22 protein-coding genes are annotated in these 24,199 nt (G+C 32.6%); 14 read left to right on the forward strand and 8 right to left on the reverse strand.

Going from position 1 to position 24,199, the window contains the following annotated elements; genetic code table 11:
• Window positions 1-46 precede the first annotated feature (46 nt).
• A complete protein-coding gene (gene rpoN / locus AC1QSP_RS01330) occupies window positions 47-1,522 on the forward strand; it encodes an RNA polymerase factor sigma-54 (protein WP_484079432.1) in 1,476 nt (491 codons plus the stop codon).
• Window positions 1,523-1,619: 97 nt separating this feature from the next.
• Here rpoN and AC1QSP_RS01335 read toward each other — a convergent pair whose 3' ends face one another.
• On the reverse strand, window positions 1,620-2,096 hold the full coding sequence (locus tag AC1QSP_RS01335) for a GNAT family N-acetyltransferase (protein ID WP_484079433.1): 477 nt from the start codon (window positions 2,094-2,096) through the stop codon (window positions 1,620-1,622).
• 48 nt (window positions 2,097-2,144) lie between these two features.
• Here AC1QSP_RS01335 and AC1QSP_RS01340 point away from each other — a divergent pair, with 48 nt between their 5' ends.
• Window positions 2,145-3,434 (forward strand): MFS transporter, encoded by a 1,290-nt coding sequence (locus AC1QSP_RS01340; protein ID WP_484079434.1) that lies wholly within the window; start codon window positions 2,145-2,147, stop codon window positions 3,432-3,434.
• Between the two features lie 123 nt (window positions 3,435-3,557).
• Here AC1QSP_RS01340 and AC1QSP_RS01345 read toward each other — a convergent pair whose 3' ends face one another.
• Window positions 3,558-3,905 carry a hypothetical protein gene (locus tag AC1QSP_RS01345; protein ID WP_484079435.1) on the reverse strand — a complete coding sequence of 116 codons (348 nt, stop codon included), beginning with the start codon at window positions 3,903-3,905 and terminating at the stop codon, window positions 3,558-3,560.
• A gap of 90 nt (window positions 3,906-3,995) precedes the next feature.
• Here AC1QSP_RS01345 and lpdA (AC1QSP_RS01350) point away from each other — a divergent pair, with 90 nt between their 5' ends.
• From lpdA (AC1QSP_RS01350) to AC1QSP_RS01370, 5 genes are all read left to right on the forward strand, one after another.
• Window positions 3,996-5,387 (forward strand): dihydrolipoyl dehydrogenase, encoded by a 1,392-nt coding sequence (gene lpdA, locus AC1QSP_RS01350; RefSeq protein ID WP_322970233.1) that lies wholly within the window; start codon window positions 3,996-3,998, stop codon window positions 5,385-5,387.
• Window positions 5,388-5,425: 38 nt separating this feature from the next.
• On the forward strand, window positions 5,426-6,025 hold the full coding sequence (locus tag AC1QSP_RS01355) for a YceI family protein (RefSeq protein WP_322970232.1): 600 nt from the start codon (window positions 5,426-5,428) through the stop codon (window positions 6,023-6,025).
• A 113-nt stretch (window positions 6,026-6,138) separates the two neighbouring features.
• Window positions 6,139-7,539: a T9SS type B sorting domain-containing protein gene (locus AC1QSP_RS01360; protein WP_484079436.1), complete on the forward strand. Its 1,401-nt coding sequence runs from the start codon at window positions 6,139-6,141 to the stop codon at window positions 7,537-7,539.
• A gap of 135 nt (window positions 7,540-7,674) precedes the next feature.
• Window positions 7,675-8,508 carry a T9SS type A sorting domain-containing protein gene (locus AC1QSP_RS01365; protein ID WP_484079437.1) on the forward strand — a complete coding sequence of 278 codons (834 nt, stop codon included), beginning with the start codon at window positions 7,675-7,677 and terminating at the stop codon, window positions 8,506-8,508.
• A 167-nt stretch (window positions 8,509-8,675) separates the two neighbouring features.
• Entirely contained in the window at window positions 8,676-9,443 is a 768-nt protein-coding gene (locus AC1QSP_RS01370) for a T9SS type A sorting domain-containing protein (RefSeq protein ID WP_484079438.1), read from the forward strand.
• A 396-nt stretch (window positions 9,444-9,839) separates the two neighbouring features.
• Here AC1QSP_RS01370 and AC1QSP_RS01375 read toward each other — a convergent pair whose 3' ends face one another.
• Both AC1QSP_RS01375 and AC1QSP_RS01380 read right to left on the reverse strand, forming a co-directional pair.
• Window positions 9,840-10,049 carry a heavy-metal-associated domain-containing protein gene (locus AC1QSP_RS01375; protein WP_484079439.1) on the reverse strand — a complete coding sequence of 70 codons (210 nt, stop codon included), beginning with the start codon at window positions 10,047-10,049 and terminating at the stop codon, window positions 9,840-9,842.
• A gap of 76 nt (window positions 10,050-10,125) precedes the next feature.
• Window positions 10,126-11,472 (reverse strand): DEAD/DEAH box helicase, encoded by a 1,347-nt coding sequence (locus AC1QSP_RS01380; protein ID WP_484079440.1) that lies wholly within the window; start codon window positions 11,470-11,472, stop codon window positions 10,126-10,128.
• Window positions 11,473-11,611: 139 nt separating this feature from the next.
• On the opposite strand from AC1QSP_RS01380, the gene argS reads away from it, so the two are divergent.
• Together argS and AC1QSP_RS01390 are read left to right on the forward strand one after the other, a co-directional pair.
• Window positions 11,612-13,384 (forward strand): arginine--tRNA ligase, encoded by a 1,773-nt coding sequence (gene argS, locus AC1QSP_RS01385; protein WP_484079441.1) that lies wholly within the window; start codon window positions 11,612-11,614, stop codon window positions 13,382-13,384.
• A 126-nt stretch (window positions 13,385-13,510) separates the two neighbouring features.
• On the forward strand, window positions 13,511-14,416 hold the full coding sequence (locus AC1QSP_RS01390) for a metallophosphoesterase (RefSeq protein WP_484079442.1): 906 nt from the start codon (window positions 13,511-13,513) through the stop codon (window positions 14,414-14,416).
• A 36-nt stretch (window positions 14,417-14,452) separates the two neighbouring features.
• Here AC1QSP_RS01390 and AC1QSP_RS01395 read toward each other — a convergent pair whose 3' ends face one another.
• A complete protein-coding gene (locus AC1QSP_RS01395; protein WP_484079443.1) occupies window positions 14,453-15,247 on the reverse strand; it encodes a hypothetical protein in 795 nt (264 codons plus the stop codon).
• Window positions 15,248-15,373: 126 nt separating this feature from the next.
• Between AC1QSP_RS01395 and AC1QSP_RS01400 the strand changes: the two genes are divergently transcribed.
• Complete coding sequence (locus AC1QSP_RS01400; RefSeq protein ID WP_484079444.1) at window positions 15,374-15,847, forward strand: DUF1810 domain-containing protein; 474 nt, start codon at window positions 15,374-15,376, stop codon at window positions 15,845-15,847.
• Between the two features lie 22 nt (window positions 15,848-15,869).
• Here AC1QSP_RS01400 and AC1QSP_RS01405 read toward each other — a convergent pair whose 3' ends face one another.
• From AC1QSP_RS01405 to AC1QSP_RS01415, 3 genes are all read right to left on the reverse strand, one after another.
• Complete coding sequence (locus AC1QSP_RS01405) at window positions 15,870-16,763, reverse strand: polysaccharide deacetylase family protein (RefSeq protein WP_484079445.1); 894 nt, start codon at window positions 16,761-16,763, stop codon at window positions 15,870-15,872.
• 121 nt (window positions 16,764-16,884) lie between these two features.
• On the reverse strand, window positions 16,885-17,682 hold the full coding sequence (locus AC1QSP_RS01410; RefSeq protein WP_484079446.1) for an HAD family hydrolase: 798 nt from the start codon (window positions 17,680-17,682) through the stop codon (window positions 16,885-16,887).
• A gap of 36 nt (window positions 17,683-17,718) precedes the next feature.
• Entirely contained in the window at window positions 17,719-18,525 is an 807-nt protein-coding gene (locus tag AC1QSP_RS01415; RefSeq protein ID WP_484079447.1) for a TerC family protein, read from the reverse strand.
• Between the two features lie 286 nt (window positions 18,526-18,811).
• On the opposite strand from AC1QSP_RS01415, the gene AC1QSP_RS01420 reads away from it, so the two are divergent.
• The 4 genes from AC1QSP_RS01420 to AC1QSP_RS01435 all read left to right on the forward strand — a co-directional run bounded on the left by AC1QSP_RS01420 (window position 18,812) and on the right by AC1QSP_RS01435 (window position 24,110).
• Window positions 18,812-19,693 carry a DMT family transporter gene (locus tag AC1QSP_RS01420; protein ID WP_484079448.1) on the forward strand — a complete coding sequence of 294 codons (882 nt, stop codon included), beginning with the start codon at window positions 18,812-18,814 and terminating at the stop codon, window positions 19,691-19,693.
• Between the two features lie 95 nt (window positions 19,694-19,788).
• Window positions 19,789-20,799, forward strand: a complete 1,011-nt coding sequence (locus tag AC1QSP_RS01425; protein ID WP_484079449.1) for a 3-oxoacyl-ACP synthase III family protein — start codon at window positions 19,789-19,791, stop codon at window positions 20,797-20,799.
• 278 nt (window positions 20,800-21,077) lie between these two features.
• Entirely contained in the window at window positions 21,078-22,478 is a 1,401-nt protein-coding gene (lpdA, locus tag AC1QSP_RS01430; RefSeq protein ID WP_484079450.1) for a dihydrolipoyl dehydrogenase, read from the forward strand.
• Window positions 22,479-22,622: 144 nt separating this feature from the next.
• Complete coding sequence (locus tag AC1QSP_RS01435; protein WP_484079451.1) at window positions 22,623-24,110, forward strand: histidine kinase; 1,488 nt, start codon at window positions 22,623-22,625, stop codon at window positions 24,108-24,110.
• Window positions 24,111-24,199 lie beyond the last annotated feature (89 nt).

The raw sequence follows: 24,199 nt of genomic DNA on the forward strand, positions 1-24,199 counted from the left end.
ATATTTAAAATAAAGATTAAGCCCATTTTTAACGAAGCCCATATTTATGTTAAAGCAGGAACTAAATTTAAAATTACAACAGAAGTTATCGCCTCAGCAAATTCAATTAATGAAGTTAGTTCAGCTTCCTACGGTTGCTTTTGAGCAACGTGTAAAGGAAGAGTTGGAAGAAAACCCTGCATTAGATGATCAATCGTCTGAATATGATGACGAATATGGAATGGAACATGACGATTGGGATAATGATGGAGGAGAAGATTATGGTGATGACCAAGTAATCGATACGAGCGATATTAATATTGATGAGTATCTAAGTGATGATGATATTCCGAATTATAAAACCTATTCGAACAATTATAGCGATGACGACGAAGATCGTTCAGTACCTTATGCCCAAGGCGTTAGTTTTATTGAATATTTAAAGAGTCAAATTTATACTTACCGTTTAACAGATCAACAGTTTACCATTGCCGAATTTATTTTAGGAAATATCGACGATGACGGGTATATCCGTAGAGAACTAAAATCATTAGTCGATGATTTAGCCTTTACACAAAATATTTTTGTATCACATGAAGAGGTTGAAAATATTTTGTTGAATTATATTCAAAAATTAGATCCAGTAGGTGTAGGTGCACGTAATTTACAGGAATGTTTATTGATTCAATTAGAAAATAAAACACAAACCCCAGCGGTTGAATTGGCTGAAAAATTGATCGATGAATCATTTGATGCTTTTACAAAAAAACATTATTCTAAGCTTTTAGCGAAGTATGATGTGGAAGAAGAGGAACTGCGTGATGCAATCTATGAAATTGAGCGTTTAAATCCAAAACCAGGTAAATCATTCTCTTCAAGCAGTAAAATTGTGGAGCAAATTACGCCTGATTTTACAATTAATATTGTAGATGGTGATTTAGAATTATCATTAAATGGTCGCAATGTGCCTGAACTTCGCGTTTCGAATACATTTGCCGAAATGTTAGATACATATAAGAAAACAGAGAAAAAATCGGCACAACAAAAAGAAGCTGTACTCTTTGTGAAGCAGAAATTAGATTCAGCCAAATGGTTTATTGATGCTATTCAACAACGTCGTAATACGTTAATGTATACGATGGAAGCCATCATGAAATTTCAGAAAGAATACTTCTTGACAGGAGATGAGACTAAGATTAAACCGATGATTTTGAAAGATATTTCTGATCGTATCGGAATGGATATATCAACAGTTTCTCGTGTGGCCAATTCGAAATATGTAGCAACACCTTATGGAACATTTTTAATTAAAGATTTATTCTCTGAATCATTAACCAATGAAGATGGAGAAGAAGTTTCAACACGTGAAATTAAACGTATTCTTCAAGATGTCATTCATGAAGAAGATAAACGCAAACCGTTAACGGATGAAAAATTAACGGAAATCTTAAAAGAAAAAGGGTATCCAATTGCGCGACGTACAATTGCTAAGTATCGCGAACAGTTAAATATTCCGGTCGCAAGATTAAGAAAAGAAATTTAATTATACTTTTAATCCTTTCAGAAATGAAAGGATTTTTTTATGATTTAAACCCGTTAGTCATTGCTTTTTGAAGATTTTTCTTTTTAAAATGAATACATTAAAGATTTAGTAGAAAATACTTCGATTCAGGATAGATGGTTTGTGAAATTAACCTGAAATTATTTTTCTCTAATACTTTACACGAAGCAATATTTTGGTTCAAGACCCAAGCTTCTATGTTTTTAAATTGTCTATTTCTTAAATGATGAATCATCCAATCCACGACTTCGGTGGCATATCCATTTCCCCAGCTTTCTTTTGCAAACGAATAACCAATAATGGCTTTATAAGAGACAGGTTGATACATCATTGTGCCAATTAATCGCATACTTGATTTTTCAACAATTCCAAAACGAATTTCGTAATTTGATGTTCTTACTTCTGCATCTCGTTTTAGCATTTCAAAGGAATCATCTATTGTTTGATGATGTGCAGATTGTCGGTATTTCATTGCTTCTTCATCGGAGTAAATTTCAAATAATCGCTCTGCATCACTCATCGTTAATTCGCGAAAAAATAATCGTTCAGATTCCATTTTTATTCTATTTTTGAGAGACTTAAATTAATACATTATTAAAAGTAAATGAATACAATCGAAAAAAACAATCCAAGTCTTATAAGAGCATGGGTTTCTTATGATTGGGCCAATTCTGTCCATTCTCTTGTAATTGCATCTGCTATTTTTCCCGTTTATTATACGGCAATGACACGCGGTGAGGATGGAAATCCCATTAAATTTTTAGGACTATTACCCGAATCAGCTTTTAATTTCTCATTAGCGATTGCTTTTTTCTTTGTCATTGTATTATCACCAGTTTTATCTTCAATTGCGGATTTAATCGGAAATAAAATTAAATTCTTACGATTTTTCTGTTATTTGGGTAGCTTATCGTGTATCGGAATGTTCTTTTTTACATCTTCTGAACTCACATGGTTAGGTTTGTTGATGAATATCACCGGTAGTATTGGATTTTGGGGAAGTTTAGTGTTTTATAATGCTTATTTACCGGAAATCGTCACCGAAGATAAAATGGATAGTGTATCGGCCAAAGGCTATATGTTTGGATATATAGGCTCGGTGGTATTATTAGCCATTTGTTTAGCCTTAATTCAATTTGCTCCTGAAGATTATACGTTAATTCTGACTCGTGTAAGTTTTTTATTGACTGGACTTTGGTGGATGGGATTCGGCCAAATCGCTTTATCGAAATTACCCAATAAAAAAGTAGACAGAGAAGTACCGAAAGATATCTATAAAAGTAGTTTTAAAGGACTTTCGAATACTTTCAAAGAACTAAATCGTTTTAAAAATATTCGCGTCTTCTTGGCTGGATTTTTCTTTTATAGCCTTGCAATGCAAACCATTTTCTTGATGGCGGCCATGTTTGGAAGTTCAGAAATTGGAATGGAAGATTCAGAATTAATCATGACCATTCTTTTAATTCAAATCGAAGCCATTTTAGGCGCATGGTTATTTTCATTTTTATCGGGAAAAATCGGAAATAAAATTACACTTTTGATCGGAGTTTTCATTTGGATTATGACCTGTATCATTGGGTATATGATTCAACCGAATCATCCCGACGTCAAAATGCATTTTTATGGGATGGCGGCTTTAGTGGGATTGGTAATGGGTGGATTGCAAGCTTTATCTCGTTCGACTTATGCAAAGTTATTGCCCGAAACCAACGATACTACAACATACTTTAGTTTTTATGATATCTTCGAAAAATTCGCCCTTTTCTTAGGATTAGTGATTTATGGGGTATTGATAGAATATACGGGTGGAATGAAAACATCCGCTCTAGCCATGGGAGTTTCTTTTGCTATTAGCTTTGGGATTTTATTATTCTATAAAATGGAGAAGAAGTAATGGTTCTTAGGTACGAATTTTATAATTAGTATATGAAAATATTATATTATAAATCCTTACGGATGAATCCAAAATAATCAGATTGATTTAAACTATTCCTGAAAAAATAAAAAAAGCGACTAATTATTTAGTCGCTTTTTGTTTTATGAACGGTTCAAATTTTAAATCAGGAATATCATATGGATTAAATCCGTTAAATAAATGGTCAATTAAATTTCTTACTTGAAAGTAATTGAACAATTTATAGTACGAAGCATCTTGATCATACACTGGTATTTCGACCATAAACAAAAATCGGTCGTATTTAGAAATCTGAACAGTATTGCCATCTTGATTTACAAATCCAATAAAACTACCATCATAATCGGGTAAATTATGGAAAATATCGACAGCTTGTTCTAAACTTCCTTCAAGAGGAAAGTCCGTTTCGACGAATATTTCGTCGGCGTAATTTTCAAAGAATATTTTCACACTGCAAATTTAAGAAATTTTAATCTATTTTACCGAATCGCTTTTATTTCGTTTTAGATTTATTAAATTAGCGTTCAAATTATGGAAAAAATGAGTTACGACATTATTGTTATTGGAAGCGGACCAGGTGGATATGTAGCGGCAATTAGAGCTTCTCAGTTAGGAAAAAAAGTAGCAATCGTTGAAAAAGCAGAATTAGGAGGTATTTGCCTAAACTGGGGTTGTATTCCGACAAAAGCTTTATTAAAAAGTGCTCAAGTATTCAAATACTTAAATCACGCGGAAGATTTTGGTTTAAATAAACCATCAGATATATCATTTGAATTCGGGAATGTAGTGAAACGTTCACGTGGTGTTGCCGATCGTATGAGTAAAGGTGTTCAATTCTTGATGAAAAAGAATAACATCGAAGTAATCCAAGGTGCTGCGAAAGTATTACCAGGGAAAAAAGTAAAAGTAACTGCAGCAGATGGAACTTCAAAAGAAATCAGTGCAGAAAATATCATCATTGCAACAGGAGCTCGTTCTCGTGAATTACCAGCTTTACCACAAGATGGTAAGAAAGTAATCGGATATCGTGGGGCTTTAGCCATGGAAAAACAACCAAAATCGATGATTGTTGTGGGGTCTGGTGCGATTGGAGTAGAGTTTGCTCACTTCTATAATACTTTAGGAACACAAGTAACAATTGTAGAATATTTACCACGAATTGTACCTGTTGAGGACGAAGATATCTCAAAACAATTGCAATTATCGTTAAAGAAGTCTGGAATTAACATATTAACAAATGCTGAAGTTACAGGTGTTGATACCTCAGGAGACTTAGTGAAAGCAACAGTTAAAACGGCTAAAGGTGAAGAAATTTTAGAAGCTGAAGTGGTATTATCTGCTGCTGGTGTTGTTCCAAATACTGAAAACATCGGATTAGAAGAAGTAGGGATCGCGACAGAGCGTGGAAAAATAATCATCAATGATTTCTGTGAAACTTCTGTTAAAGGATACTATGCGATTGGAGATGTCGTAAAAGGAGCTGATTTAGCACATTTAGCATCTGCACAAGGAATTTTATGTGTAGAACACATCGCAGGTGAAAAAGTGGAAGCGATTGACTATGGTAATATCCCAGGTTGTACATATTGTTCACCAGAAATTGCATCGGTTGGTATGACAGAAGCACAAGCAAAAGAAGCAGGTTACGAAGTGAAAGTGGGGAAATTCCCATTTTCAGCGAATGGTAAAGCTGTAGCGAATGGAGCAGCTGATGGATTCGTAAAAGTAGTATTCGATGCTAAATATGGAGAATGGTTAGGATGCCATATGATTGGAGATGGTGTAACAGAAATGATTGCGGAAGCAGTTGCTGCTCGTAAGTTAGAGACAACAGCACATGAAATCATGAAATCAGTACATCCACACCCAACAATGTCAGAAGCGATTATGGAAGCAGTTGAAGATGCTTACGGACATGCAATCCATATCTAATAAATAAGAATTAACATAATTAATACTAATACATTACAATGAAAAAATTATTCGGAGTTCTATGTGCAGTTGGTGTAACGGCATCAATCTTAAGTTTCAATCACAATGAAATTTCTGATTTCGAAGGTACAAATGCACCAGATTTAGCAAAAAGCCATGTGACATGGAAAGGAACTAAATTTGATCAAACACAAAATAAAGACAAATCGCATAACGGAACAGTGAAATTGAAAGATGCGAAGGTAAGATTAAACCAAAATACACCTGAAGCTGTATCTGTAACGGTAGATTTAGCAAATATGACGAATTTCGACTTGCCTGAAAATATGCAAGGACGATTAATTTCTCACTTACAATCTGCAGATTTCTTCGATATTAGTGTTTTTCCAGATGCAACATTTACATCAACTAAAATCACAAAGTTAACGAATGATAAGTTCCAATTTAATATGGAAGGAAATATTACAATTAAAGGTATTTCTAAACCTCTTTCTGTAAATGGACACATTGTAACAATTGATGGTAAAAAAGTATTAGAAACTGAAAAATTCGCTTTAAACGGTGAAGAGTTTGGTTTTATTAAACCAGGTGGAGGATACAAAGATGTTAGTTTAAGAGTTCAAATTGTTTTAGACTAATAGCATTAATTCTAATAAAATGAAGCGATATCGTAAGATATCGCTTTTTTATTGGGTATAATTTTAATGAAAAGGTAATATGTTGTATATTAAAGGATTAATAAGCTTTATTTATGAAATGGATAACAACGTTAAATCTTCTACTAACAAGCTTTATCATCCAAGCACAATATGACTTAAAATCAGTTGAAAAGTTTCGTTGTACTTCAGAAATTCCAACAGAATTCACCGTTTATGATGATCGAAATTCAAGTCCAAGCTTTCATTCTTTGGCTTTTGATTTTTTTCAAGAATATGCTGAATATGATTCGAGATATTGGACCATTAGTCAATACATTTATCCAACAGCAGATGATGCCTTTCAAAATACAAATGCTTATCCAAGAGATCGCATTGCACGTAGTGTAACGTTTGATATTTCCAATCCAGTAGTATTTTATTTACGGATCAATGAGAATGTTACGAATGAACCAAGAATATTAATCGTAAAATACGCCATTCAATTTAGCCTCAAACCTCCTGGGCGATATGATTTTGAAGTATTAGGTTGTCCATCCGAAGGAAATTATACATTTGATTTACTTCAAGCTTTATATCATCTCTATGGTGAGAATTACATGTATGAATTTTCTTTCTTTTCATCACAAGAAGATGCAATAAATAATACCAATTCTATTCCAGAATCGGAATGGTCGAATTATATCACTCCTCATTCACAAACAACCCTCTTTTTAAAAGTTGCATTTAATGAATTTTACGGAGAAGCAGAGTGTTTTTCCATCTATCCATTAAATTTAAAAGTGCCTACGTTTGAAGCCTTCATCGATCAACAAAATTTAAAGTTTTGTGGGGTGCCGTATCTTCTTCAAGGCCCTTATGATCCAAATAATATTTACCAATTTTCTAATTTTGAGTGGTATTTTAATGGTATTATAAAATCTGAGGAAAAAGATGTTATTATTGATGGGGTAGGAGAATGGACTGTTTTTTTTAATATAAATAATGGATGTCGAAATTCAATGCGTATAAATATTGTTGAAGAAGATGGGAATGGATATATTAAAAATGTACGATCAACAATGAGTCAAGTAATTATAGAACCTATGAATGATGAAGAAATTTTGGAATATTCTACAGATGGCATCCATTGGCAACCTTCAAATATTTTTAACAGTACAGAAGAATTAATTTTTACATTTTATTTTAAAAACAGATTGGGATGCATTTTCGGACCTTTTACCTATGATATTTCCAATTTTTTTAATTTTTTAAGTCCAAATGGAGATGGTATAAATGATACGTGGGATATCCGTACATATTTAAAACAGACGGATGCCGTTATCTCTATTTTCGATCGTTATGGTAAGTTAATTACAACAGGGAGAATAAATGAAATATTGCCGTGGAATGGTATGTATAACAATCAGCCTTTAGCAGTAGGTTCATATTGGTATAAAATTTTGTTAAATGATCAATTAATAAAAGAAGGAAATATTTTATTAAAAAGTAATTAGGTTTTTACACAATAAGAAGATTAAGATAAGGTTAATTTTTTAAATATTAAAGTTTTTTTTTAGTTTTTTTTCAAATTAAAACTATATTTGCACGCAATAAAACTTAAATAGAAAACTTTAAAAACAATATATTTTATGAAAAAATTCTACTCTTTAGTGGCTGTAGCAGCATTATCTTTATCTGTAAATGCTCAATTACCTGCAATTTCTGGTCATGATTTCGAAGATTGGACTGCATTTCAAGAAGGATTAAATTCATTTGGAATTAATCCAGACGTTCCTGCAACACAAGGAATTGGAACTGGAATGAATGGTTCTAATTCATTAAAAATTAATGGTACTGTAGATGCAAATGCTTTTATTTTTACATCTGTTTTACAAGAATCATTAACTAACTTTACTCCAAAAGAAATTACATTTTGGTTAAAAGGAACATCTACAGGAACAAGAGGATCTTTATCTGTAAATGTATATAAAGCAGCTTCTGGATATCACACATATAATTTAGCTTCTGTAACAGGAAATAAAATTATTAATGGATCATCTCAAAATGATTATAACGGTCAAATCAATACAAACGGTGAATGGGTTAAAATCACAATCAACTTACAAGGGAAAAATGATTTAAACTTATCTACAGTAGGTAATGATTTCTTCGCAATTAAAATGGGAAGAGAATCAAATTTTGACATTGAAATTGATAACATTGAATTATGGGATATGAACATGAATTCAATTGAATTAACTCCAGTTAAAGCTATCCAAAATACAGTTTGGACGAATACAGCAGCATTCTCTACAAAAGCAAATGCATCTGTTGAAGTTTATAATGTAAATGGACAATTAGTAAAATCATTTGAAGTTAACGGTAATAAAAACGTAAACGTTTCTGATTTAGCTGCTGGTGTTTATGTTGTTAAATCAACTGAAAACGGTAAAACAACTACAACAAAAGTTGTAAAAAAATAATTGAATTCAAATTCAATCTTAATAAACCACTCCATTCGAGTGGTTTTTTTTGTTTATTTAACATTAAAGAATATGTGTTAAAATACTGAATATTAAAAAGATAGAGTTGGTTTGGTTTAAATTTACTATTATATTTGTACTATTAACCATACACAAACTTTTTTATTATGAAAAAACTTTATTCTTTAATTGCTGTAATTTCAGCATCTTTAGCATTTGGTCAAACCAATTTAGTTCAGAATCCTGGTTTTGATAATAATTTATCGAATTGGGAAAAAGGGCCAACAGCTTCTTATACTGTACCAACGATCTTTGAAGAGGGGTATCAAAGTTCTAACAGTGCAGGTTATGTAAATCCTTCTTCAACCACAGGTTTTTTTCAAAATGTTTCTATTGAGCCTGGTGTGACATATGTATTATCTTTTTGGTACAAAGCAACTGGTGATGGAACCGACGCACGTTTATGGTCATTTTTAAAAGATGAAAGTGGTGCCAATGTATATTTATGGGATACAGTAGGAGAAGATCCCTTACGCACGAATGATGAATATTTAGCTCCTGCTAATGATTGGACCTTACATACGGTTGAATTTACCAATACCAATGCGGTTTCTTTACAATTAGCCGTAAGATCATACTCGAATTCGAATACAGCGTATGATGAATTTTCACTTGTTAATAAAGCTGAGTTAGGATTAGGTGAAGTGGTGAAATCGAAATATACTTTGGTAGCAAATTCAATTGTATCGTCTGAAATTCTATTTGCAGCAGAAGCTAAAAACGTTCAAATTTTTAATTCGAATGGACAACTCGTTCAAAAGGCTTCGGTTGTTGAAGGAACGAAATTAAATGTATCGTCCTTACCAAAAGGAGTTTATGTTGTAAAAGGCGAAGTCAATGGACAAGTCGTGGTTCAAAAAATTGTAAAAAAATAAGGCTCAATCTTAAAGTTAACACACCAATAAAAATGTTTTATTTATAAGAATACGTATTTTCCAAAAAAATAATTTAGAAATCTTATAAAAAGGTTTACTTGTAAACTTCTTAATGTAGTCTCAGGTCTTACTGAGACTACTTTTAAGGTATACCAACCTGTCTACTGCTGCTGAATTGCAAGTAGTTGTTCTATAGATACCAATTATAATGTCGCTTCTATGCCACCTCTATGTCGCCTTTATGCTACGTTTATGCTACCTTTAAGTCGCATTTAATTCACACTTTAAGTTGAGTTCATACCATCTTTCACTATACTTTAGCAGTTTAAAAAAGATTCCATATTTTAACTCAAATAAAAAAAGCCATTCCATTTGAATGACTTTCTATTAATGTATTTAATCGATTTTTTGAATTTTAAAACCTGCATCTGTTACAGCTTCTACAACATCATCCACTTCTTCTGTTGTATTAACCGTTAAAATTTTATCAGGATTTTCTGTATCTACTGACCAATTTCCTTCACCTACTGTTTCGTCTAAAAACGGTTTAACCGATTTAATACAACTTCCACAATTTATATTAGTTTTGAATTTTAATTCTGACATATCCTTCTATTTTAAACCAAAGTTATAGAACTTTCATCAAATAAAAAAGCACCCTCTGACGGATGCTTTTTATGATTTATTTTCTTTTCTTTTTCGAGTTTTGTTTTAATTGACCACGATTTTGTGTCTTCGTCTTTGGTGGTTTACGTTTGGTTGGTCCACCTAAATTCACTTTTTTGTTTTTGTCCTTTTTCTCGTGGAATGCCGCACCTCGTTCTGTATCGATTTTTACAGTCGTAGGATTTTTCATTTTAACGACATCTTTCTCAAAATCTCTTTTCGATTGATTTACTTTCACGTTGTCTGGAAAAGCAATCATTTCGATTTCTTTCCCCATTAAGTTTTCAATCTCGATTAACAAGACTTCTTCTTTTTCAGAGAAATAAGAAATGGCATTACCTGTACGATCTGCACGTCCTGTACGACCAATACGGTGAATGTATTGTTCTGGAACTTCTGGAATTTCAAAGTTGATCACGTGAGAAATGTCTGGGAAGTCTAAACCACGGGCCATAATATCTGTCGTTACAATTCCTCGGATTTCATCGCGACGGAATTCATCCATTACACGTAAACGATAGTTTTGAGATTTGTTTGAGTGAATGACACCAAATTGTTCAGGATAGAATTCTTCGATGTGTTCAAAAATCGCATCCGCGTGTTTTTTATTGTTTGCGAAAATTAAAAGTTTCTCAATGGATTCATCTTTTAATTGTTCCACGAGCATATTCAACTTCGTATTGAAGTTTTGAACAGGAATTGCTGTTTGTGCAATTTTTTCCACTGGAGTTCCTGAACGCGCTAACGAAATTTCTTCTGGTGCATTGAAGTACTCTTGCAACATATCATCCACTTCGTCTGTCATTGTAGCAGAGAATAAGATGTTCTGACGTTTTTCACTCATCATCGAGAAAATGTTACGCAATTGCGGTTTAAAACCTAAACTTAACATTTCATCAAACTCATCAATCACCAATTTCTTTAAATCTTTAAACTGTAAATCGTTGTTTAAAGCTAAATCCATCACACGTCCCGGAGTACCCACTAAAATGTCTACCCCTTCGTAAATTAATTCTTTTTGCGTATTGATATTAACACCACCGTAAATTCCTAAAACACGGACGTTGATGAATTCTGTTAATTGATCTAATATATCGGTTACCTGAACTACTAATTCTCGTGTAGGTACAAGAATCATAATTTTAGGCATATGTGATTTCGAGAATTTATACTCTTTTAATAAAGGTAATAAATAAGCTAACGTTTTTCCAGTCCCTGTTTGTGCAATACCCATTATATCGCGTCCAGACAAGATTGGTTTATACGTTTTCACCTGAATTGGAGTAGGTGTAGTAATGTTTAGCTTTTCTAAAGCTTCATTTAATTGCTTGGGAAAATTAAAATCTTCGAATGTAATATCCATATTATCCATGGTGCAAAGATATAGTTTTCTTCATAAATTGTTTTTGTATTCGGCAATAGATTAATGGAAAAGGAGAATTTTATGATGCTTTGACCTTGTTTTTTTCGTACTTTTGCACTCGATTAATAAACAAAAAGAAATGAATTTAAAACAACAAATCACGCAATACGTTTTAGACGCGATTCAAAATGTCTTTGAAATAACTCCTGAATCTGTTGAAATCCAATTCACAAGGAAAGAGTTTGAAGGTGATTATACATTAGTTGTTTTCCCATTAATCCGCGCTTTAAAAGGTAAACCAGAAGATATTGGAGCTAAAATTGGTGATTATTTAGTAGAAAACGGAAAAATCACGGCTTACAATGTTGTCAAAGGTTTCTTGAATATGAGTATGAATACTGCTGAATTTTTAGCAGATTTTACTCCGAACGCATCAAATGAAAATTACGGAATCAATGTACCAACAGCTGAATCTCGTTCAGTGATGGTAGAATATTCTTCACCAAATACAAACAAACCTTTACACTTAGGACACGTTCGTAACAATTTATTAGGATATTCTGTTTCTCAGATTGTAGAAGCGGCAGGTAATAATGTAATTAAAACACAAATTATCAACGACCGTGGGATTCACATCTGTAAATCGATGATCGCTTGGCAACGTTACGGAAATGGTGAAACTCCAGAAACTTCTGGGTTAAAAGGGGATAAGTTAGTTGGTAAATACTACGTGGAATTCGACAAACATTACCGCGCTGAAATCAAAGCATTGGTTGAAGGTGGAATGGCTGAAGAGGAAGCGAAAAAACAAGCGCCTATTTTCTTAGAAGCGCAAGAAATGTTACGCCAATGGGAAGCACAAGATCCTGAGGTGATCCAATTGTGGGAAACGATGAACGGTTGGGTATATGCTGGTTTTGAAGAAACATACAAACGCTTAGGAGTTGCTTTCGACGAGTATTTATACGAATCGAATACATACATCTTAGGGAAAGACATCGTGGAAGACGGTTTAGCAAAAGGAGTTTTCTACAAAAGAGAGGATGGTTCGGTTTGGATCGATTTAACTGCTGATGGATTAGATGAAAAATTAGTGTTACGTTCAGATGGAACTTCGGTTTATATCACGCAAGATTTAGGAACTGCAGTTGAGCGTTTCAAAAATAATCCAACGTTAGAAGAATTAACTTACGTCGTAGGGAATGAGCAAGATTACCACTTCAAAGTTTTATTCTTAATCTTGAAAAAATTAGGTTTCGAGTGGGCGGATGCTTTACATCACTTATCTTACGGAATGGTTGATTTACCAAACGGTAAAATGAAATCGCGTGAAGGTACTGTTGTCGATGCAGATGATTTAATGGAAGAAATTTACCAAACGGCGAAAGAAATTTCGGAAGAGTTAGGGAAATTAGACGGTTATACTGAAGAGGAGAAAGCCGCTTTATACGAGAAAATCGGAATGGGTGCTTTAAAATATTATATCTTAAAAGTAGATCCGAAGAAACGTATTTTATTTGATCCACAAGAATCAGTGGATTTCAACGGAAATACAGGACCTTTCATTCAGTATGCTTATGCGCGTATCCAATCGTTATTAAGAAAAGAAGCGCCACAAGCTTTTGATATCAATGCGATTGAATTAAATCAAGCGGAAAAAGAAATTATCCGTGCCTTAAATGATTTTGAAGATACAATCAAAAAAGCAGCAGATGAGTTATCTCCCGCTTTAATTGCGAATTATGTGTACGAATTAGTGAAGTTATTCAACTCATTCTACCAAAATAATTCAGTATTAAAAGCAGAGGATGAAAACGTGAAAAACTTCCGTTTATACTTATCGCAATGGGTTGCCAATACCATTCAATCAGCATTACGTTTATTAGGAATCGGTGTTCCAGAAAGAATGTAAGATTGAATATTCTATAACAAGTAGTAATGAAATACCTCATCAGTTTTTGATGAGGTATTTTTTTGTTTTAATTTTTTAAAATATTTAATATTATGATACATTTATGCATTATTGAAATTTATTAAAATGTTAGATATAATAGGGGATATCCACGGATATTCAGATCATTTAGAAAAACTTTTACAAAAATTAGGGTATAAGAATACCAATGGGTATTATAGCCATCCTGATGAAAAAAGAACAGTATTATTCATAGGAGATTTCATTGATCGTGGTCCAAAAATCAAAGAAACGTTAGAATTGGTAAAAGCCATGGTTGATCACGGATCAGCGAAAGCTTTAATGGGAAATCACGAGTATAATGCCATTCTTTTTCATACGAAACATCCAAAGGGTGGACATTTAAGAAAGCACAGCATCCAAAATATCGGTCAGCATTATTATACGTTAATGGCTTTCAAAAATAATCAGAAAGAATACGAAGCCTATATCGAATGGTTCAAAACATTGCCTTTGTTTTATGAAGAAGACAACTTTAGAGCTGTTCATGCAGCTTGGGACTATGATAGTATTGATTATTTAAAAACTCGTTTAGAGCATAATCGACTATGCGAAGATTTATTAGTGGAGGCTGCTGATAAAACCACTAAATTATATGATGCGATTGAAGTAACTCTAAAAGGAAAAGAAATGGCTCTACCTGAAGGTGAAACGTTTAAAGATAGCGACGATAATGTTAGAAATCATATTCGTATCAAATGGTGGGTAAATCAAATCGGAATGGATTATCAATCAATTGCTGTTCATCCATCAAGTAACATTCCAACAATTAAAATTAAGGAAGAAGCATCGTTTTATGATTCAAATGATAAACCTATTTTCTTTGGGCATTATTGGTTAAAAGGAGAACCAAATTTGTATCAAAACAATATTTGTTGCGTAGATTATAGTGTGGCAAAAGGAGGGAAATTAGTTGCTTATACGTATTCAGGAGAAACGGAATTAGATAATTCGAAATTTACATGTGTATAAAACAAAAGCTCAACCAATGGTTGAGCTTTTTCTATTTTAATCATTTATTAATTCTTCTGCATATTGGTTGTATGCTTCCGCTTTTTTAATTTGATTTAATTTCCAAAACCAAATTATAGCCCCGATAGGAATCGAAAGAAAAACATTTGAAAAATAGGTTCCCAACGCATCGATTCCGAATCCAAAAAATTGAAATTTAAAAAATTGAAAATCTAATCCCGTGGTAGTATTATAAATAAGTGTAGGAAAATTAAGAAAAATAATTCCGATGTAAGCTAACCATTTTCGTTTTATATTACTTTTCTTTATGTGTACTATCATATAAATATTGAATGCTAATATTATAAATCCAATTATAATGAATAAATAATGCAAAGTCATCGAAGGAATTGGTTGTTTTGCATAATCAGGCGCTACATTAAGAATTTTACCCGTATTATCATCATAAATAAATTCGACTCTCCCATAATCCGTTTCATTTTCAAAAGCAATATTTAAAACCGTAACGTTCGGAAATTGTTGTTGCTGTGTAGTATAGGTTGTTTTTGTGGCTCCTAAAAATGAAAATTCAATATTTTTACCGTATTGTGAAATCATTTCTAATCGAAATTGATATAAACCTTCTTTTAATAATTCCTTATTTACATTATCAAATGCTTTATTGTCTAACGCAAATTGGTTATAGCTTTCATCAATCTTCCCATCTAAAATCTGTTCTAAAAATTGAATGGAGTTTTCGCTGTATTTATTGGTGTTCGAAATAAATTGACACGAAGTAGTAAGTAGTGCTAATAAAAGAATTATCGCAAATTTTTGAAGTGTTAATTTCATGTGTTGATTTAGAATTTGTGGACTAAATTAATGAAATATTTAAATATTATTTGAACCATAAATTTCAATTTAAATTTAAAATGTGATTGAAATCGTATCTTTGCACCTTAACAAAATGAAAGACGAATGAAGTTAGGTGATTTATTACAAAAGAAACCGAACGATCGATATAATTTACAACGTTTCGAGAACGCACAATCGTTTGTGTACGATGAAGCATTAATGGAAATTCATGCTGGAAAAGTGCAAACCAATTGGGTGGTTTTTATGTTTCCACAAATAGAAGGTTTAGGAAAAAGTGATTCATCGAAAGAATTTGCAATTGCGTCAATAGAAGAAGCAAGAGCATTTACACAAAATGAAGAATTATGGGGGAATTATTTAGAACTTTTAGAAGTTTTGATGATGCACAAAGGAACTTTACCTCAATTGATTTTTGGTAAAAATGACGCCATGAAATTGAAATCAAGTTTGACATTATTTAATTTCATCAAACCCAAAGAACCGATCATCAAAAAAACTCTCGAAACATTCTATCAAGGGCAAACGGACAAAAAAACATTGGAGTTAATCAAAAAGATAAAACAGAAAAAAGGTTAAGCTATTGCTTAACCTTTATATTTTAGCTTAAAGAAATAGGATAATTTGAAGCTGTTTCTAAAATGATATTCTTATTGTTTTTTATTAATCGAATCAAACGACGTAATTGTTCAGCATCTTCATGATTATCAAACATATCATCATGCATAAGAATAACCAAATGTTTTTCTTTAAAAGTTTCTTTATTTTCTAGACGCTTTACAATTCCATTATAAATATCTTGAGGATTCTTTAAAGGATGATTCTTATGTGTTTTATTCCATTCATAATCCCATCCTAAAATATAGTATTGATTTTTTGCTAAAAAGTCACTGGATAAACGAGAGCCAAGATCATGATCATTTTTTAGATCTTTTCCTAATCGCCAAACATTTCTTCCTGGTAATCGTACAAATCGATTCTTAAACCGATAAATACTATCATTCCTTTTTACATCGCGTAATACGAATTCTGGCTGATCATAATAACTTTTAAATCGGTTACGATTAGCATGTGAATACGTGTGATTAGATACTTCAATCAAATCATTTTCTTCGTAATCTTTTAAATATTTTTGAAGTGTTTGAGTATAAGCATTCATTCCGACAATAAAGACGGTTGCTTTCACTTGTTCTTCTTTAATGATTTTATTGATTTTTTCACTTCCTTTAAAAGGGCCATCATCAAAAGTCAAATACACGTAATTTTTCGTAGAATCAATCGGTAATTGGTGTGGGATAGAATCAACTTTCAATTCGTTTGAGTCCAGAGGAATATCCGTATGTTGACCTTCTGGTTTGGATTTTGTAATAGGACTTGAAATTTTAGTTGGAATTACCCGTTCTATTGAATTTTCAGGGAAATAATCACAACCTATTATCCCTTGTAATAAAAAGGAAAATGCAGTGATTTTTAAGGTTTTATAAAGGCATTTCATAGTAGTAGGACTTTCGCACGAAAGTAATGAATAGATTTGAATAAATTGATGTTAAAATTTTGATTTAACATTAAAATTATCCGATATAAAAAAGGAGCTTAAAAGATTAAGCCCCTATAAATTATAGTAAAGTTTTTAGAACTTGTAAGACGCCATCTTCATCGTTTGTAGGAGCTTCAAAATGGGCAATTTTTTTGACATCAGGATGTGCATTTTTCATCGCATAACTGTATTTTGCTAATTTTAGCATTTCGATGTCATTCATATAGTCACCAAAAACCATGGTTTGCTCTGGCGTGATTTGAAGTTGATTTTGTAATTCCTTTAAGGCTTTTCCTTTGTTCGTATCAATATTCATAATATCAAGCCATACTTCACCAGAAATTACAATCTTTAAATCATTTTGATCAAATCCTTTTAAATAAGGATAAATATGCTGGGCTGAACCATGAGGATGATTGATAGCAATCTTAATGAATTGCTCATTTTCGATTTTTGTTAAATCTTCCACACGAATATTTTTGGTATAATAATGCTGAAAATATGCAATAAACTCTTCATCATTTGACTCAATATAAGCGGCATTTTTTCCAGCTAATACTAAGTTAGCTCCTGGTATTTCTCTTGTCTTGCGAATGATAGTATGAACCGTTTCCAAATCCAATTCATCCACAAATACCTCTTCTCCATGAAAAGTTACATAGGTTCCATTTTCTGCAATAATTGGCATTGAATCTTTTTGTTCTTCAAAATAACTGGTAATACTATAAAATTGTCTTCCACTTGCAGGAACAAATTGAATTCCCTTTGCTTGTAATTGGTTGTAAATGGTATAAAATTCAGGGTTTAATTCGTGGTTCGAACGCAATAAAGTTCCATCCATATCAGATACCACTAATTTAATTTGATCTAAACTCATAAGAAATAAAAAAGACCTCCGAAGAGGTCTGTAAAATTATAAATTTTTATTCTGTTCATCCGCATCTCCAACAATGTTTCGTACCACTCCTGGATTACTATGGTTCTTCTTCATCTTAAGATTTAAGAATTCCACCAAAACAGAGAATCCCATAGCAAAGTAAATGTATCCTTTTGAAATGTGTTGGTCAAATCCTTCCGCTAATAATGAGACTCCGATAAGTAATAAAAACGATAGTGCTAACATTTTCACAGTTGGATGATCGTTTACAAATTTTGAAACTGTAGAAGCAGATAACATCATTACTGCAACAGCAATCACTACGGCAGCAATCATTACTTCAATTTGGTCGGCCATTCCTACTGCTGTAATTACTGAATCCAATGAAAACACTATATCTAAAATTAGAATTTGTACAATGGTTCCAGCGAAAGAATGCACTTTAACTTTTCCTTCTTCTTCTACAACGCCTTCAATCTTATGATGAATTTCAACGGTTGATTTATAAATTAAGAATAGTCCACCGATTAATAAAATTAAATCACGACCAGAAATGGCTAATTTTTCCAACCAATCCGGATCTGAAATCCCCACTAAACTTCCTAAATTGAACAGTGGAGTGGTAAGACTCATGACCCAACTTAATGAAAATAATAAAATGACACGAGTAAACATGGCTAAGAAAAGTCCTAATTGTTGAGCTTTCTTTTGCTGATGTTGAGGTAGTTTACCAGCTAAAATTGATATAAACACAATATTATCAATACCTAATACAATCTCTAACATTGTTAAGGTAAATAATGCAACCAATGCATCGGGTTGTAAAAAAATTGTAAAATCCATATGTTGATTTATAGAGTAGTAAAAATAATGTTTAAATAAAATTTGATGATTTAGAATCAAAGATTTAATGTTAACTTAATATTGCATTACCATCACCAATGGATGCGAATATTCTTATTTTGGATCATAGCATTTCAGTTAATTTTAAATAAGAAATCGTGGAGATGATTTGTAGATGAATTAAAGGAAAGTTATAGATGTTTATACTATTAATTTCAATTTTTAATCCAATAGAAGTTTATATGCTCCATAACTTGTAATTTAGCCCCAATTAAATTTACAATTTATGCTTTCTAAAGTCCAGCTCCGACTTCAATTTTTAGTATTATTATGGGGTTTTACAGGATTATTTGGTAAACTTGTTACCATTTCTTCATTACCTATGGTATGGTTTAGAATGTCAATTGCAGCAATCGCTATTTTTATCTATATCCAATACACTAAAAAAAGTATTAAAATACAAAAGAAATATATTATTCAATTATTAGCGATTGGAGGAATTGTAGGATTGCACTGGTTTACATTTTATCAATCGATTAAAGTATCCAATGTAGCCATCGCCTTAAGTACACTTTCATTAGGAGCTTTATTTACTTCCATCATCGAACCTATTATATTTCGACGTAAAGTTGTCGTATCAGAAATTGTGCTTTCCTTGATTGTTTCTGCGTGTATTGTATGGATATTTCAAGCCTCACCAGAATATAAATTGGGAATCATATATGGTGTTATTTGTAGTTTTCTATCGGCTTTATTTTCTGTCCTAAATTCTACTTACAAGGAGAAGGTCAGCTCTTCAAGCATTACATTTTATGAAATGGTTGGTGGTTTTCTAACCATAAATCTCATCATGTTTGGATTAGACACGAATTTGTTTCAAGAAGTTGTGCATGTAGGATGGAGTAATTTTTTGTGGCTGATTCTTTTAGGTGTTGTTTTTACAGCTTTTGCTCAAATAGAAGCGGTTAATCTTTTTAAATATTTTACACCCTATACGATATTACTGAATGTTAATTTAGAACCTGTATATGGGATAATTTTAGCAAGCATTGTATTTGGTGAATCAGAGAAAATGCATCCTGAATTTTACATTGCTACAGCCATTATGATTCTTTCCATCATCGCCAATGGTATAATCAAAAGTCGAATCAATAAGACGGCTAAATAATGCTATAAATCTAATGAGGAGATATTTTTAGAGTGTATTTTATACATGAATTAAAGAAAATTCTATATTTGTAGGAATTGAAAAGACGCAAAAGAATGATAAACGCTATTATTACAGGTGTTGGACATTATGTCCCAGAGCGAGTGGTTACTAATCACGATTTGGCTAAAGTGATGGACACGAATGATGAATGGATACAGGAACGTACAGGTATTGTTGAACGTAGACATATCGAACCAGGTTCAAAAATTTCTTCAACTGATTTAGGAGTAAAAGCAGCAGAAAATGCTTTAAAAGATGCGGGACTTACTGCACAAGATATCGACTTTATATTATTCGCTACATTATCACCCGATTATTATTTTCCTGGAAATGGAGTATTAGTTCAAAAAGCATTGGGGTGTAAAACCATCGGAGCTATGGACATTCGTAACCAATGTTCGGGATTTGTGTATGCTTTATCTACGGCAGATGCTTTTATTAAAGCCGGAAAATATAAGAATATTCTTGTCATTGGAGCCGAAGTTCATTCATTTGGATTAGACATGTCTGATGAAGGTCGTGGCGTTTCGGTTATTTTTGGAGATGGAGCAGGAGCAGTAATTGTATCGGCTACCGAAGAAGATCGTGGAATTATTTCAACCAATATGCACTCGGAAGGTGAATATGCCGAAGAGTTAGCAGTGACTTTCCCAGGGACAAAATTAGGATGGTCGGATTTGTTATTTGAAGAAAATCATGGGATTACCAAAAAAGAATTATATCCACACATGAACGGGAATTACGTTTTTAAACATGCCGTAACTCGTTTCCCTGAATCTATTGTAGAAGCATTAACAGAAGCGAAATTAAAACCTGAAGATGTTGATTTATTTGTTCCACATCAGGCGAACTTAAGAATTTCGCAATTCGTGCAAAAACAATTGGGATTTCCAGATGAAAAAGTGTTCAATAACATTCAGAAATACGGGAATACTACAGCCGCATCTATTCCAATTGCATTAAGTGAAGCGAAAGCTGCAGGAAAAATAAAACAAGGTGATACCGTTTTAATGACAGCATTTGGTGCTGGATTTACTTGGGGATCAGTATTAATTAAATGGTAAATTATTTCCTATAATCCATCAATTCCTTTCTCGTCGGAGAAAGGAATTTTTTTTACGAAAATAGTTCGCGTTTTATCAAAATGATTTGTCTCATATAAAGAAACATTTTCGCTATCTATTAAAATAAGTCACACAATGTTTTGATTTTTAATGCTTAAATTAGAGTGTAAGAATAAATCTTAACAAGATAAAATTCAGTGATTTTATTATCACAATTCTTTATAGATGCTTTATATTTGTATCGTTTTAATAAAATTTATAAATTAAATATAAACTATATGAGTTCTTATGATGTTGCCGTAATCGGTGCTGGACCTGGTGGATATGTTGCAGCTATTCGTTGCGCACAGTTAGGATTTAAAACTGCGATCATCGAAAAAAATAAATTAGGTGGTACATGTTTAAATGTTGGTTGTATTCCATCAAAAGCTTTATTAGATTCTTCTCACCACTACCACGATGCAGTGAAGCACTTTGCTGAGCACGGAATCGAAATCGAAGCGCCTAAAGTTAATTTTGGACAAATGATCACTCGTAAACAAGGAGTTATTGATCAAACAGTTTCTGGAATTAAATTTTTAATGGACAAAAACAAAATTGATGTTTTAGAAGGTACAGGTGCATTCAAAGACGCAACTCATATTGTGGTTACTGCAGCTGACGGATCTACTCAAGAAATTGAAGCGAAAAATACAATTATCGCTACTGGATCTGTATCATCTGAATTACCTTTCGCTCCAACAGACGGTAAAAGAATCATCACTTCTACAGAAGCGTTAGAATTACCAGAAGTTCCTAAACATTTAATCGTTATCGGTGGTGGTGTTATTGGATTAGAATTAGGTTCTGTTTACTTACGTTTAGGAGCTGAAGTAACTGTTGTAGAATATGCTGACCGTGTAATTCCAGGAATGGACGGAGCATTATCTAAAGAGTTAACTAAAATCTTAAAGAAACAAGGAATGAAATTCCATACTTCAACGGGAGTTACTTCTGTAACAAACAATGGAGATAATGTAACTTTAACGGCTACATCTAAAAAAGGTGAAGAGTTAACAATCGAAGGAGATTACGCATTAGTTGCTGTAGGTCGTCGTGCGTTTACAGGTTCTTTAGGTTTAGAAAATGTAGGAATCGAAGTAGACGAAAGAGGTCGTATCAAAACAAACGGTCACTTACAAACAAATGTGGCAAACATTTACGCTATTGGTGACGTTGTTGCTGGTGCAATGTTAGCACACAAAGCGGAGGAAGAAGGTACTTTAGTTGCTGAATACTTAGCAGGTCAAAAACCTCACATCAACTATAACTTAATCCCTGGTGTTGTTTATACTTGGCCAGAGGTTGCAGGAGTTGGACAAACAGAAGAGCAATTAAAAGAAGCTGGAATTGAATACAAATCTGGATCTTTCAAATTTGCTGCTTTAGGACGTGCTCGTGCTTCTATGGATACTGATGGTTTCGTTAAAGTATTAGCTGATAAAAATACAGACGAAATCTTAGGAATGCACATCATCGGTGCTCGTGCTGCTGACTTAATCGCTGAAGGAGTTACAGCAATGGAATTCCGCGCGTCTGCAGAAGATATCACAAGAATGTCTCACGCTCACCCAACGTTCTCAGAAGCAATTAAAGAAGCTGCTTTAGCTGCTACAGGAAACCGTGCAATTCACGCTTAATCATAAATATTTGATATATTTCAAAGCGACTTCTTTAGAAGTCGCTTTTTTTATGCTCAAAACTTTGCACATTTTCAATAAATAATCCTTTAGACCAACTATTTTTGCACCTTCAATCATACAACTCAACGACTACTTTTCGCTATGCGTTATTTTTCCAAACGATTAACGGCTAAATCCATTTACTTTATTATTTTTCTAATTGCCGGAATCACATTATCGGCACTCGTTATATTAAGTTACTTGTTGACCCAAGAAAGCATCAAAAATAACGAGGAATTTACACGTAAAAGTTTTTTAAGCAAATACGAAATTGTTCAATTTGAATTTAATCGTATTGTCCAAGAACAAAAAATGGTTCATCATATTCTTGAAAATGAGACTTCGAATTGGGCTCAAAAACAAGAACAGTTAAAGACGATAAATCAAATTCAATTGCAACATCGACTTCCAATTCAACATTGGTGGAAGAATAAACTAGAATTTAAACATAATATCTATACGGAGCAAAATGCATTAAAATGGAGATTGTACGATTCTTTACGTCTAGAGGATGGTCAAATCATATATTACGGTTTTGATTTGAATCTTTTCGATTTGCACCAATACTTTGCGGAAATTAATCAGAATAGCCAAAATTATGTATTTGTGTTCGATAAAGATGGGATTTGTATTACTCACCCCGATGAAAATTTCATTGGTAAAAATGTATTTGATTTTACATCCATCCAACCTCAGGATACGATGATTACGAATAAAACGTTTGCATTTTCCGAACACAAAGCTATCTCAGAGTTTTTAACCAATACAGCGATTACTCGATTTATAAAACCGCTTCAAATCCCAGGGTTTGATGGTTATGTCGCTGTGGCGCATTTGGATTTTATTGTTGATGAAAATGTACGTCCCACACAACGTTATGTTTTGATTATTTTCGCAGTAACAATCTTTCTGGTGAGTATTATTTTAATCTTTTTTAATGTGGTAACGCGTCAAGCGGATAAGGAAAAGCAAACCATTTTAAATGAAAAAAATGCCCTTTTAATTTCACACGAAAAAATGGTGAAAGAAAATGCTTTAAATCAATTGGAGCAATTAAAGAATCAAATTCAACCGCATTTCTTATTCAATTCATTGAATACATTATACATGATCATCTCGATGGATCCCAAAAGAGCACAACGATTTACAATGAATCTTGCACGGATCTATCGTTATTTGATCGTGCCTCCAAAAGATCATTTGGTAAAGGTTGAAAAAGAACTTGATTTTATTCGCTATTATTTAGCCATTCAACAAGATCGTTTTCAGGAAGAATTAAGTTTTGAAATCAACATTCAAGATCAAGAATTATTACAAAAAAAAATTCCCTATCTCGCTTTACAATTGGTCATCGAAAATGCCATCAAACATAATATTGCGACGGTTGCTCAACCGTTAGAAATTTTGATTGAAGGAAACGGAAACCAAATCATAGTGACCAATACCTACCAACCCCTTCAATATTCGGAAAATAACGTGCAATTCGGAACCGAATATTTGAATGAATTTTATCGTTTTTTTGGAGAAGAAGCTTTTCAAAACAAGATCGTAAATGGGAAATTTATTTGCATTCTCCCACTTTTAGAGTAACGATTATCCATTCACTCCCCAAAATAAACCATTCACTCTGTAAAAATTGACGTATGATTTTATTCCTCTTAAGTTTAGACCATACAAAA

It is taken from the genome of Faecalibacter sp. (genome assembly GCF_057177045.1).